14 protein-coding genes are annotated in these 12,460 nt (G+C 30.6%); 1 reads left to right on the forward strand and 13 read right to left on the reverse strand.

Features of this window, described 5'->3' with window-relative positions:
* Positions 1-115: 115 nt before the first annotated feature.
* The 11 genes from LO744_RS12970 to LO744_RS13020 form a co-directional block, all read right to left on the reverse strand.
* Positions 116-442 (reverse strand): DUF6660 family protein, encoded by a 327-nt coding sequence (locus tag LO744_RS12970; RefSeq protein ID WP_317207256.1) that lies wholly within the window; start codon positions 440-442, stop codon positions 116-118.
* 63 nt (positions 443-505) lie between these two features.
* Positions 506-1,804, reverse strand: a complete 1,299-nt coding sequence (locus LO744_RS12975) for an HlyD family secretion protein (protein WP_230669865.1) — start codon at positions 1,802-1,804, stop codon at positions 506-508.
* Positions 1,805-1,823: 19 nt separating this feature from the next.
* Complete coding sequence (locus tag LO744_RS12980; protein ID WP_230669867.1) at positions 1,824-2,180, reverse strand: four helix bundle protein; 357 nt, start codon at positions 2,178-2,180, stop codon at positions 1,824-1,826.
* A gap of 71 nt (positions 2,181-2,251) precedes the next feature.
* Entirely contained in the window at positions 2,252-4,447 is a 2,196-nt protein-coding gene (locus LO744_RS12985; protein WP_230669869.1) for a peptidase domain-containing ABC transporter, read from the reverse strand.
* 62 nt (positions 4,448-4,509) lie between these two features.
* The gene (locus tag LO744_RS12990) at positions 4,510-4,713 is read right to left on the reverse strand and encodes a bacteriocin-like protein (RefSeq protein WP_230669871.1); all 204 of its coding nucleotides are present in this window, start codon (positions 4,711-4,713) and stop codon (positions 4,510-4,512) included.
* A gap of 158 nt (positions 4,714-4,871) precedes the next feature.
* The gene (locus tag LO744_RS12995) at positions 4,872-5,033 is read right to left on the reverse strand and encodes a bacteriocin-like protein (RefSeq protein WP_230669873.1); all 162 of its coding nucleotides are present in this window, start codon (positions 5,031-5,033) and stop codon (positions 4,872-4,874) included.
* A 10-nt stretch (positions 5,034-5,043) separates the two neighbouring features.
* Positions 5,044-5,190, reverse strand: a complete 147-nt coding sequence (locus LO744_RS13000; RefSeq protein ID WP_230669875.1) for a bacteriocin-like protein — start codon at positions 5,188-5,190, stop codon at positions 5,044-5,046.
* Between the two features lie 31 nt (positions 5,191-5,221).
* The gene (locus tag LO744_RS13005; protein WP_230669877.1) at positions 5,222-5,365 is read right to left on the reverse strand and encodes a bacteriocin-like protein; all 144 of its coding nucleotides are present in this window, start codon (positions 5,363-5,365) and stop codon (positions 5,222-5,224) included.
* Between the two features lie 82 nt (positions 5,366-5,447).
* Positions 5,448-6,971, reverse strand: a complete 1,524-nt coding sequence (locus LO744_RS13010; RefSeq protein WP_230669879.1) for a vitamin K epoxide reductase family protein — start codon at positions 6,969-6,971, stop codon at positions 5,448-5,450.
* Positions 6,972-7,423: 452 nt separating this feature from the next.
* Positions 7,424-7,744, reverse strand: a complete 321-nt coding sequence (locus LO744_RS13015; protein WP_230669881.1) for a helix-turn-helix domain-containing protein — start codon at positions 7,742-7,744, stop codon at positions 7,424-7,426.
* Positions 7,745-7,808: 64 nt separating this feature from the next.
* Positions 7,809-8,138 carry a hypothetical protein gene (locus LO744_RS13020; RefSeq protein ID WP_317207257.1) on the reverse strand — a complete coding sequence of 110 codons (330 nt, stop codon included), beginning with the start codon at positions 8,136-8,138 and terminating at the stop codon, positions 7,809-7,811.
* A gap of 460 nt (positions 8,139-8,598) precedes the next feature.
* On the opposite strand from LO744_RS13020, the gene LO744_RS13025 reads away from it, so the two are divergent.
* The gene (locus LO744_RS13025) at positions 8,599-10,278 is read left to right on the forward strand and encodes a tetratricopeptide repeat protein (RefSeq protein ID WP_230669885.1); all 1,680 of its coding nucleotides are present in this window, start codon (positions 8,599-8,601) and stop codon (positions 10,276-10,278) included.
* 192 nt (positions 10,279-10,470) lie between these two features.
* Here LO744_RS13025 and LO744_RS13030 read toward each other — a convergent pair whose 3' ends face one another.
* The gene (locus tag LO744_RS13030; protein ID WP_230669887.1) at positions 10,471-11,226 is read right to left on the reverse strand and encodes a LuxR C-terminal-related transcriptional regulator; all 756 of its coding nucleotides are present in this window, start codon (positions 11,224-11,226) and stop codon (positions 10,471-10,473) included.
* A 623-nt stretch (positions 11,227-11,849) separates the two neighbouring features.
* On the reverse strand, positions 11,850-12,419 hold the full coding sequence (locus LO744_RS13035) for a hypothetical protein (protein ID WP_230669889.1): 570 nt from the start codon (positions 12,417-12,419) through the stop codon (positions 11,850-11,852).
* Positions 12,420-12,460: the final 41 nt, after the last annotated feature.

The following is a 12,460-nucleotide window of genomic DNA, read 5'->3' on the forward strand; positions in this document are numbered from 1 at the left end:
TCAAATAATTGATGTATTTTGAAAACACAAAAATGACTAAGAATACCTTGCAATGATATTGCAAAGCTTCTTTAAAAATTTTGATGAAAGAATACTTTCATCTCATCATTAAAAATTAAATTTTGGGAGGTTGCCAAATATGGTCGTAGAGCTGATAGGCAATATTATTTCTATCGAAAAGAATTTTCTTTGAAAAATAAGTTTTAACCTGAACAGGAAGTTCTGAAAAAGGTTCCATTTTAAAAGCCGTTACCGTAATCTGGCAACAACTGCAAAAACAAAATGGAGAACAGCCGTCATCTGTAATATCAGAATGAGGGTCTTCAGTATTTAGTGAGACTTGACTGTAACTATTCTCAACAGGCTGTGCTTTTACATCACTGCACGGCATGATGAGCAGTGCAATGAAATAAAACATCATTATAAGCCTTAAAAATTTCACACAACAAAAATATAAAAATAGTTGGGATAACTAAACTTTTCTTGCCGTTCAGTATTTATCTTTTTAATATTGATAGCCCAATAATTTTCTAATCTGATAAAAGAATCTTTCAATCAACCTTAAATCCTGAGTTACAATTTCAGCGTTTCCTCTTAGTTCTTTGTCGAATTTCAGCGTCTTGTTGTAAGATGTTTTTAAACCTTTTGGCAATACAACATCTACATAATAATTTCCTTTATCGTCGGGAATAAGTGAGATATTCTGTACTTTTCCTTCGATGATTCCATATTCCTGAAAACGGTAATTTTCTAGTTTAATTAATACCTTCTCTCCCGGAATAATTTTCCCTGAATTGACGGTCGGTACAGACATTCTACCCACCAATTGCTCTGTGCGGTCTGGTAAAACAGATAATATAGGGTCGCCTGCTTTCACAAACTGATTTTCACCATAAAACTGTTGAAAACTAGCCATACCATCAGTTGACGAAATAATGAGATAGCTCTGTTCCCACTGTTTTAAAGATTTTCGCAACTGCTCAAATAACTGAAGAGTTTGCGACGAATACGTGATTTTATCTTTTTCGATATTGATTGCTGTTCCGCTTTTCGTTTTATTAAAATTAGAAATACTTTCTTGCAATTGAGAAAGAGAAATGTTTAGATTTTCTAAGCTTTGCTGAGCCTGAAGATATTTTATTTTCTCACTTTCAAGTTCTACTGCTGCAATTACCCCTTGATTGAATAATTCTTGAGACCGCTGATAACTTTTGCGGGAAAGCTCAGCCTTGGCGACTTCCAGATTTTTTTGTTGCTTTAAATTAGCAATTCTACTTTTAGATTCTGAGATACTCAGATTGGTGGCTATATTTTCAGGAGCATAAGGTTGCAAACGAGTAAATAAATTCTCATCCTGGAAAGCTTTTGCAAAATTATTATAATCTCCTTGAAGCTCTCCTAATTTAAAATGAGAAGCTTCTTTCACTGGGAAAGTAAGCAGCTGATCTGAAGCGATAGAGTCTACAAGTTTTTTAAGTTTTAAAACATCCTGATAATTTGCTGTAGACTGCAAAACCATCATTACATCCCCTTTTTTTACTTTTTGATGATCTTTAATAAATATTTTTTCGATTTTCGAACTGCTTCTTGCTTCAATTTTTTCAGGTGGATTTTGAGAAGTTACAACAATAGGAGCCGGAACAAATTCCGGATATTTAATAATGTAACTCATCACCAGAATGAGCAATAATATGATAAATATAATTGTATTTCCCCATCGGAACATCCAATGTGGTGGCTCGGTAAGTATTTCCTGAACGCTTTCTGAGCGAAGTTCTATGTTGTCTAAAATGTCTTGCTTCATAGTAATTACGAATTTTAAATTACGAATTACGATTTTTTATCGTAATCTGAATTTCACCAATAATTCTCAAAATTTCATCGCAAAGACTTAACATTTCAATAGCATCATTTTCACTAATATAATGACTATCTTTTAATAATCGTAACCAATAATGCGTTTCTCTAGCCTCCTTGTATGCAATAGAAATTTTAGATAAAAAGTCCTTGTCGCTCTGTGCACCTATCGTTTCTTCAATATTGGCACCAATAGAAGTGCTACTTCTAAGAAACTGTTTGGATAGCACATATTCTTTATTTTCTGTTATTATTTTCTTGTAAATAGCAACAGATTTCAGAGCAAATTCATAACTTTTTTGCTGTATAATATTGTATTTCATATTTTAATTCAAATTATTAATTACTTTAAACTAAAACTACGTAATTCGTAATTATTATTTCGTAATTCTTTCTAATTCCCCAATTCCAACTGATTTTTAACGAGTCTGTAATATTCTCCTTTTAAAGTAACCAGTTCTGCATGATTTCCTTCTTCAACCACCTTTCCTTTATCTAAAACTATAATTTTATCCGCATGCTTTACGGTTGATAATCTGTGAGCAATGACAATTGCAGTTTTTCCTTTGAAGAACTGTTCTAGGTTTTCCATAATTACCTTCTCATTATTAGCATCCAAAGCACTGGTTGCTTCGTCAAAGAAAATATACTCCGGAGATTTGTAAACTGCTCTTGCGATGAATAATCTTTGTTTTTGTCCACCACTTACACCAAGACCTTCATTTCCGATTTTTGTGTTATAACTTAATGGTAATCCTTCAATAAACTCTTTAATATTGGCAATCTCGACAGCTTTTCTTAGTTTAGATTTATCTACATAATCTTCGCCCACTGCTATATTATTGGCAATTGTATCATTAAAAACATATCCTTCCTGCATCACAACTCCGCACTGATCTCTCCAAAATCTTGGCGAGATATTTTTCATCTGAGTATTTCCTATTTTTATTTCGCCTTCACCAGGCTCATAAAATTTCATTAATAATTTTAAAAGAGTCGTTTTTCCGCTTCCACTGGCTCCGACAATGGCTGTTGTTTTTTGATGAGGAATATTTAAACTTAAATTTTCAAAAACAGGAACATCCGAACCGATATATCTGAAAGACATATTCCTGATTTCTATATCTTTTTCAGGAATTTCATTAGCATACTGCTCATCTTTATTCTCTTCATCTTCTTTATCGTGAATTTCTCCCAATCTTTCCAAAGAAATTTTAGCGTCCTGAGTTTGCTTAATAAAATCAATTAATTGAAGTAAAGGACTGTTTAATTGCCCGATAATATATTGAACGGAAAGCATCATTCCTAAAGTCAAATTTCCTTCTAAAACTAGTTTTGCCGAAAGAAAACTCACTAAAATATCTTTCATCTGATTAATGAAATTCCCTCCGACAGACTGCCATTGTTCCAATGAAAGAGATTTTATTTTCAGTTTAAATAATTTTACCTGAAGAAACTCCCAATCCCAACGCTTTTGTTTTTCGGCATTGTGCATTTTTATTTCCTGCATTCCGTTGATAAGCTCAATAACTTTGCTTTGCTCTTGAGAAACCTGCGAAAATCTTTTATAATCAAGCTCCTTTCTTTTTTTGAGGAAAAAACTAATCCATCCGATGTATAAAAACGCTCCCACTAAATAAACGACAAACAATCTATAATCATAAAGCAGTAGTACAATACTGAAAATGACTAAATTAACCAATGAAAATAGTGTATTCAGAGACGAATTGGTCAGAAGCTGCTCAATTCTATGATGGTCATTAATTCTCTGCATAATGTCTCCCGTCATTCTTGTATCAAAAAAACTGATGGGAAGTTTCATCAATTTAATAAAGAAATCGGAGATAATTGAAATATTAATTCTCGTGGAAAGATGAAGTAAAATCCAGCTTCGGATCACTTCAATTCCCATTCTGCCAAGAAAAAGCATCACTTGAGCGAGAAGAACCAAATAAATAAAATTCAAATCTTGATTCTGAATCCCCACATCCACAATACTTTGCGTAAGGAAAGGCATAATAAGTGACAATAAACTTCCTGCCAACAACCCAACAGCCAATTGAATAATCAGCGATTTGTATTTAAATAAATATTTTGAAAGGAAAGAAAAACTCGCTTTGCTTTCGTGATCATCAAATTCGGTTTGGAAAAATGCAGGAGTGGTTTCAAGAATTAAAGCAATACCTTCTTCTGTATTTTCGTTGGCATTTTCGCCAATCCATCGCTTGATAAATTCTTCTCGAGAATAAGTAATCAACCCATAACTCGGATCTGAAATATAAACGGTATTATTTTTATCAATTTTGTAAACAACCACAAAGTGATTTTTATTCCAGTGGACAATACATGGGAAAGGAACTTCTTCAGTCAATGTATTAAAATCAATTTGCACACCCAAAGAGCGGAAGCCCAAATCTTCGGCTGCATCGCTCAAACCAAGCAAGCTGCTTCCTTCTCTAGTAGTTTCTGAAAGGTTCCGAATTTGTTGCAGGGAAATACTTTTTCCGTAATGTTTGCTCACGATTCTGAGACAAGTGGGGCCGCAATCTTTGGAATCTGGCTGTATGTAGTTTGGGAATTTTTTTTTCAACGCTTTATATTAAAAAGACTGTATAAATACAGCCTTAGTTTATGATATTTTTTAAAGGATAATTACCATATACAATATAATGTTTGGCCACAAAATTCAATTGTATTTAAACAGCCACTGCCAGAATAAAGTTTACAATGATCATAAGAAGAATAGCATGAACTTACATCACGAATGTCAAGACATAAATCCCACGATGCTCCTATTCCTCCTTCTCCTTTTAAATTTTTAAGATTTTCTCTTGATAATTTTTTTAAATTTTTCATAAAATATTTTTTGATTATTTTTCCTACTCTATTTAAGCTTTTCGGATAACGCTTTATTTTTATCCCAATTTAGAGTTTTTTTTAAATACAAATATTATATCTAATAAAAAAATAAAATCATTCGATTTTTTTTAATCTCTTCGAATAATACAAAATTTCTATACATACTGCGGACAAACTACAGCCGGGCAAATCAATTTTGGACATTTAATTTGTCCAGGAGGCGGACAACAGATATTTACGCATTGTTTTAAGATTATTCCACCGCTTCCGGTAATATTTTTCATCTGATTTCTTGAAATTTTTTTAAAATTTTTCATATAATTATTTTTAAGATTCTACAGGACATGGTGCAAAACAATAGATATTTGGGCATCTTTTAATTCCCGGAGGAGGACAGCATTCTTGAGAACAACTTGAAGCTCCACCATTAATGCCTTTCATCTGACTTCTTGAGACTTTTTTTAAATTTTTCATAATACAATAGTTTGGTTGATTTGATAATTGATTAAGGTTGGTTGCCACCGCCACATCCATCATATGACATGCATTTCCATTTTCCGTCGATTAGGCAAAGTTGTCCGCCTGTACAGACAAGGCCACCCTGAATGATTTTCAGTTCTTGTCGGTTGATTTTTTTTAAATTTTTCATAAAAATTGAATTTGGTAATTTCCTACTCGTTTTAAGCTTTTCGGATCTCGCTTTTAATCAATTTAAAATTAATCATTTCACATTAAACAGAAACAACTTCGGATACAAAATCCTCATCTTCAATTAATTCACTTATGAAATAATGAATATCATCACGGTCATACTTATCTGGAAACTGATAGCCGTTAATAATGAAAACGGGCGTAAAATTAAGCCCTGCCAAGCCGTTTTCTGAAGTCATCTGAATAATATTTGTAAGATTTTCAGGAATTTCTAATCCTGATTTTTTCTTAATCTCACTTTCATCTCGATTTTTAAACCATGTATCTACAGTATTTAAAAATTCTTTCTGTGATTTGTTTTTGTAAATATTCGAAAAGTCTGAAATAAGCTGGGTATATTTTTCACCAGCCCCTTCACCGGAATAATTAAATCTCATCTGTACAGAAATTTCATCTGGATATTTGGCTAATAAATCTTCGAGAATCTTATGTGCATCTTTACAAAACCCACAATATGGATTAGAAACCACAGAAATATGAAGTTTTGCATCTTCATTGCCTAATAAAAAAGTCTGATTATCAGAAAATTCAATTTTTTCTTTATCAGTAAGTTCTCTTTTAAATAAATCGTAGTTTCTTTTAAACCTTAAATTCTTGGCGTTCGCTTTTTTAAGTTCTTCTTTCTGGTTTGTTAAATTATTGATGAAAACAAGCATTAGGAATAGAGCAGCAAATAAAACAGCAGAAATTAAAATAATATTTATTGATAAGTTCCACGAAAAAAACACTGTGCTTAGTACTATTTGTGATAATAAAATTGCAATAATTAACAAACAAACTCTACAAAGAGACTTTTCAACAAAAGCCTGTACGTAAACTGAATACAAAATAACACCCACAGAAAGCCAGGAAATAGCTTTAAGCATAAATTGAGTGGCAGGAAATAACAATCCTAAAACGGTGATCCCTAAGAAATAAATCAAACTAAAGTCTGATAATTTTAATCCCAGAATATTGGTTTTATCAGAAGAAAATATTTTAGAACACGAACCTTGAGATTGCGAATTGGCAGTTCCTCCACAAATATTATTAACTACAACAGACTCATTTCCGAATTTTTGATTGAAAAGTTCCAGTGAAATATAAACTCCTATTAACGACAAAATATTAAAAACAGCTTGTGACCATTCTAATCGGAAAACAGAGTACAAAATGATAATCCCGAAAATGGCATACATGAAAGGTTTAAAATCGAAAGACGAAGTATTTTTTATCGTTTCGGTTTTCTCAAATAATAAGACAAAATCATCTGAATTTTTGTAAAGTTCATTTTTATTTATATTCTTTACTTTATCAGAATAAATAGTGAATGCATTATCCTTCTTTTTTACCAAAGAAAAAGAATTGTTGACTAAAGCAATGAATTCATCGGGCAGTTCTTCCCAGTACTCTTTATCCAACTCATAGGCATCATTTTTTAACCCTAAGAAATTAAGAGTATCACTAAAAGCTAAAGCTGAAGGATAGTTTGGGTGAGAATTGAATTGAAAATAAAACTCTTGTTTGTCGAGTTTAAATTGGTCGATTAATTTATCGAAATTCATTGAATGATTTGGTGTATGGTTAATAGGGTGTCAAGATAATAAAAATTATTTCACCAGTGTATTCAATTCTTTAAAAAATTAAACTTTTCTATATTTAATTATAAAAAACACACTCAAACTACATTTTTAATGCATATAGCTCACATTTACCTTAAAAATAAACCTTCGACAACAATGCTAAAAATGCTTTAAAAACATTTTTTCAAAAGAAAACACACACTTAAAATTGCTATTTTATCACGTTAAGTAGAGATAAAAATTCGATTAGCTGTGAGAAAACTATAATTAAAACTAAAAATTTATCTGCAAGTGTTTATGAATGGTAAGTGAAATTTGAACTTTAAAAAATCATCTTTAAAACAAAAACAACGCAATGAAAATCATTTGCGTTGTTTTACCTTCTGTTATTTTAACTGTATAGTATAAAGTTTCTCTACATTTTTTTTCAATATTTACACTAAAAAATGCTTCTTCCATTTAGCAACTGTATTCCTGCTCAATCCGTAATATTTTGCCAGCTCAGAATTATTCAGATTATTGTTTTTCTGATAGTCAAGAATTTTAAAAATTGTAGACTTATCGTACGATCTATGTCTTCCATCATTAAGAAATTCTTCACTTTGCTTCTTTCCAAATAAGATGATTTCAAGGTTGATAACATCCAACTGCGAAAAGTTCTCTTTCTGTAAAATCGGTTGGCAATCTTTTTCCTTTTCAGGAAATTTCATTTTAAGAAGATCTCTATAGATCCTTTGGTAATCAGGTTTGTTCATGTTATTGTTTTTGGTTTTGTTTTTTTAATAAATAGTATCAATTCATAAATTAAATAGTATGTTTCTAATATTTTTCAATCCACTTTAATAATGTGGTTTTAGGGATTTTATATTCCTCTATAATTTGGGTATTCGTTTTTTTTCCTGTTCGGATGAGTTCAAGAATAAATTTGATAATCTCTTTCGTATAAAGATTTTTTCTAAAACTTGGAAGAGCGCTTTTATTTTCTTGACTGCTTGCAACGCTTGAGTTTTTTGCAGAAAACAAAATCAGATGCTGTGAATAAATTCTAAAAAAATCGTACTCAAGAAGTTTACACCATTGTAAAAGAATGTTGGTCGGAAGACTTACTGCTTCATACATATTTCCTATTTCATTTTCAGTACAATTCATAAATTTGCAGATGCGAGTACTTTCAATATTATTTGCTTCTACCTCTTTTCGAATTAAATCTCCAATGTGGATTTTTTTGTAATCTAACTTCATTTTAAAATTATCATTATCATAAATCATCATTCATAACGATGAAATGATTCATAAGTTTTACATTTCTTTTTAAAATTATTTATTTAAAAAGCTTATTTTTCAAATAGATTTTAGATTTTTTCAAATCGTATAGAAACGAAAATACATTGAGAAAAATAAATTAGTAAAAAAAGAGGCATTAATTAATATTAATGGAAACTTTAATCGTTAAAAAAAACGTTAATTTTAAAACAATAAATAACTGAAAACAAATAGATTAAAAAACAAAAAGCGTTAATTCAATGAAAAGTAATTTTTAATGCTTTTTATCTCATAATTCATAGAAAAATATACTAATATTGTCACCATAAAAGACATTTATACATAGATGATTAAATATCTACTCTATTTTTTTACATTTAGTTTTTTATTTATCTCCTGCAACTCTTCAGGTGATGATGATTATTTTGATTCTTTAAATAAGAAAATAAACAATTCTATTGCCTCTGCAAAAGAAGATCGTGATGCAATTGTTAAGAGATTTTATAATGAAGAATTACAAAAATATAATCAAGATAAAAAACGACTTTACCAAATAAGCAGTAAATACGTAAATGTACTTTACTATTCTGAAAAAAGGAATGAGCAAATCCCCCTCGTATATGATCTTTTGAAACTCAATAACGGAAAGTATAAGTACGTGTCTATTGCTTGTAATTACAATCTGGCAACTCAGTTTGAAATCAGCTCTCCCGAATGGTCAATGAAATATATCAATGAAGCTATAGAGTTGAATGAAAGTATGGGAAATAAATATTACCTCCCTCACTTATACCATTTTAAAGGACGCCTTTTCTACAATAAAGAAGACTACAAAAACGCATTAGTTTTCTTTAAAAAAGCATTAAATATCTACAATAAAAAGAAAGACCTGCTTTATATAGCCTCTATGCATAATAACTTTGGGATGTGCTATGATAAAATGGGAAAAGTAGATTTAGCTATTCAAGAAGCTCATAAAGGAATACAAATATTATCGCAGCAAAAGAAAATAAATAATGAGCAAAACGTTTTTATTTATTACATGAAGGGCAGCTTGGCTCACTATTATTGGGAATTAAAAAAATACGATGTTGCTGAAAAATTACTTTTAGAAAAATGGAAATTTTCTAAAAGTAATGGAAACTACGGAATGGCACTTTACGCAGCCAGAGATATTTTGAATATTTATGATGTAGCAGGTAAAAGGAGTGATGAAGATAAAATTATTGAACCTAAGATAAAAAAGGTGGAAGATAAAATTATTTTAACCAAACTCATCAAAGATTATTATTTAAGAAATGACAATTACAAAGACTTTAAAGGTGTTTCGATGAAGTTAGCTGAACTAAATTTAGCTCAAAAAGAACTCAGCAAAACGGTAGATGCCATCGATAGTTACATCATAAAAGAAATCAATGAAGAAAAAGAGCATGAAAAGAAAAAAAATGCATTTCTAATGTTTACTTTAGTCCTTATATTTGTTATTTTTATTGGTTCTATCGTTATTTTAAGAATGAGAAAAAAGAAAAAGGAGGATCTTATAGAAAAAGAGAAAATAATACTTGAAACGTCAAAAAAAATTCTTGAAAAAGACCTTCAGCTGCAAAAAGAAAAAGTAAAAAACCTTCATCTCAACCTTAATTTGAGAACAGAAACTAAAAAAGCATTTCTGGAAAATTTAAAAAAAATAAAGAAAACAAAAAACATTGAACCTGAGGAGATTATAAAAGATTTACAATTTAAAATAAACAACTTAATCCAGCTTGACAAAAAGAACAATGAGCTCATTAACGAAAGTTCTCTGGAAAATAAGCTATTTATGGATAAGCTTTCTGAAAGGTTTCCTATTCTCACCCATCAGGAATTGAAGTTATGTGTTTATTTTAAGCTAAATTTATCCGGAAAAGAAATTTCACTTCTCGAAAAATTTACCGTTGGAAGTATTAGAGTTTATAAAGCGAAGATAAAATCGAAAATAGGACTGAGTAAGGAAGAGAACTTAAATGAGTTTTTGAATACAATTTAAAGCAATCAATGTTACTAAAATGAGTAAAAATTACACTCACATCTAATTATTGGCAAAATAAACTTATTCGTAACTCGCATAATTGATATATCGAATGCATTGTGGCAGGATTTCTTTCATCCCGACGACATGTCTCAAAATTATAATTCTATTTCACAATTTTCTGAGGAAATTAAAACCTCATCGTTTATACTAAATCAGTTTGTGTGATTTCACATAAGATATTGCTTCCGATATATTATTGACTCCAATTTTATCAAATAGCTTGCTTCTATGAAATTTTACGGTATTGGGGGAGACACAAAGACGGTCTGCTATTTCTTCTATGTTTAGTCCTTGCAAACACAATCTAATGATATCCATCTCCCGACCTTTAAGGATGATTTTTGGTTCTCCCGACCATTTTCCTGTAAAAATATTATATTTCCAATCGGTATCAGAACGACTAGATGAGATGCAAATATTCCCTGCGGTTCTGTTGTGAGAATAAGACACTGCGCAAACCATTTTAATGATATCTCCATTTTCATTAAGCTCTACGGGGGTTATTGCATGGTTTACAAGCAAACCATAATGGTCGCAGTTTTTAACATGAAAGTCAAAAGTTAGCGTATATGTTTTTTTTTCTTCGACCGTTAGGCATTCAAAAAATTTAAATCCCGAAGACTTTACTGCTCTAAAAACGCCCAAATCTTCTTTTCGGATATACTTTCTATAATAATTATAGCCCAGTTTTTCAATTTCATGAGAATTGAGACCTCCATGCAAGAAGGGATTCTCTGATAAAAAATTTATTTTTTCATTTTCAATATCTAATATAAAGACGCACGTGAAACTTGTTCTGGCGATACCTTTCATTATTTCCAGAAACTGTATAGAAATATTCTCTTGAGCAAAAATAGGACCCGATTCTTCGGTGTTAGAAAGTAAACCAACGCGGTGATTCATTTTTTATGTACAATTATTGTTGAATTCAAAACTATACAAAAGTATAGCAATATTAAATTATTTTTAAATTATTTTTACCATCACGTTGCTAATTACGTGCTGACAATAAAACAATTACGCATAAAAAATAAATAAAGCAATTATTCTTTCTGCCAAGCAAATTAATTTACCTTTTACAAACGAAAAAAATCCCTTCAACGCAAAGGCTGTTTTCATTTAAAATTCATTAAGTGAAAGCAATAGCAGTAATCAATAATTATTACCTCATCAAGATTTGCGGCAATACTTTTTAAAGACAGATAGGTCTTTTCATCCATTTTTGCTCCCTTGAAGCAGACTGTTTTAATTGTTTTAAAATATTTTTTTTAATGGCAAAATTCGATAGATGTATATACACTTCGATAAGGCTCCATTATTTAGCTTTTTCTATTTTGTTTCTCAGGAAAATAAAAGTTCAAAAAACTTTATTAAATAAATTCAGATATGTTAAAAGCATAGGATCAACTAGCAAAATTAAGATAAACAGTAAAAACCACTTTAAAATAAAGTGGTTTTTACTGTTAAAAAAATGTACTAAGTTTTATAAAACTTGACTTTTACATCAGAAGCCAAGTTTATTAGTTTTATGGTTTCCAAAAAGACCATTTCTGACCATTAAAAACGATGAGTCGATGTTTATCGGTTGTAGCACCTCTCAAAAAAGCCATCATTCCTGGCGATGGATTTTTAATGGCAGTAAAATCAGAAACAATAGGTAAAACCATAGCTTTGGTATTGGAGTCTAACACCAAAATCCCATCTGTTGTCGTCGCTTCATTACCTATAATGACTTTTGCACCTGTTTGATCGGTCAAAGGCAAAGCCTGTGGGGGTTTAACTAGTGTTTCAACAGCCGTAGAATACCCTGAAACAGTACTCAAATCACTCCAACCTGCATTTTCATTCTTCACTTTCAATTTGTACTCTGTATTTGCCGAAACATCAAAAATTAATGTACCTCCTTTAGCATTATTTACGCCAGTAGGTACGGTTTCTACATAGGGAAGAATAATTCCCTTGTCGTTGTCTGTACCAAACTCCAATAGCACAGATGTATTGGTGGTATTTAGTACAGAATTTGTGGATCCGATTCTCACTTGAGCATAAGCAAAAAGTGAACATGAAACGGATAGTATAACAAATATTTTATTCATTTTTTTATTTTTAAATTAAATAAAAGCAATTGGATAATGAT

This window comes from Chryseobacterium turcicum (assembly GCF_021010565.1).
GTDB lineage: Bacteria > Bacteroidota > Bacteroidia > Flavobacteriales > Weeksellaceae > Chryseobacterium > Chryseobacterium turcicum.

Coding starts and splice junctions, on each gene's coding strand:
- LO744_RS12975 (WP_230669865.1), bottom strand. CDS start 1,804: ATGAAGCAAGACATTTTAGACAACATAGAACTTCGCTCAGAAAGCGTT.
- LO744_RS12980 (WP_230669867.1), bottom strand. CDS start 2,180: ATGAAATACAATATTATACAGCAAAAAAGTTATGAATTTGCTCTGAAA.
- LO744_RS12990 (WP_230669871.1), bottom strand. CDS start 4,713: ATGAAAAATTTAAAAAAATTATCAAGAGAAAATCTTAAAAATTTAAAA.
- LO744_RS12995 (WP_230669873.1), bottom strand. CDS start 5,033: ATGAAAAATTTTAAAAAAATTTCAAGAAATCAGATGAAAAATATTACC.
- LO744_RS13000 (WP_230669875.1), bottom strand. CDS start 5,190: ATGAAAAATTTAAAAAAAGTCTCAAGAAGTCAGATGAAAGGCATTAAT.
- LO744_RS13005 (WP_230669877.1), bottom strand. CDS start 5,365: ATGAAAAATTTAAAAAAAATCAACCGACAAGAACTGAAAATCATTCAG.
- LO744_RS13010 (WP_230669879.1), bottom strand. CDS start 6,971: ATGAATTTCGATAAATTAATCGACCAATTTAAACTCGACAAACAAGAG.
- LO744_RS13015 (WP_230669881.1), bottom strand. CDS start 7,744: ATGAACAAACCTGATTACCAAAGGATCTATAGAGATCTTCTTAAAATG.
- LO744_RS13020 (WP_317207257.1), bottom strand. CDS start 8,138: ATGAATTGTACTGAAAATGAAATAGGAAATATGTATGAAGCAGTAAGT.
- LO744_RS13025 (WP_230669885.1), top strand. CDS start 8,599: ATGATTAAATATCTACTCTATTTTTTTACATTTAGTTTTTTATTTATC.
- LO744_RS13030 (WP_230669887.1), bottom strand. CDS start 11,226: ATGAATCACCGCGTTGGTTTACTTTCTAACACCGAAGAATCGGGTCCT.
- LO744_RS13035 (WP_230669889.1), bottom strand. CDS start 12,419: ATGAATAAAATATTTGTTATACTATCCGTTTCATGTTCACTTTTTGCT.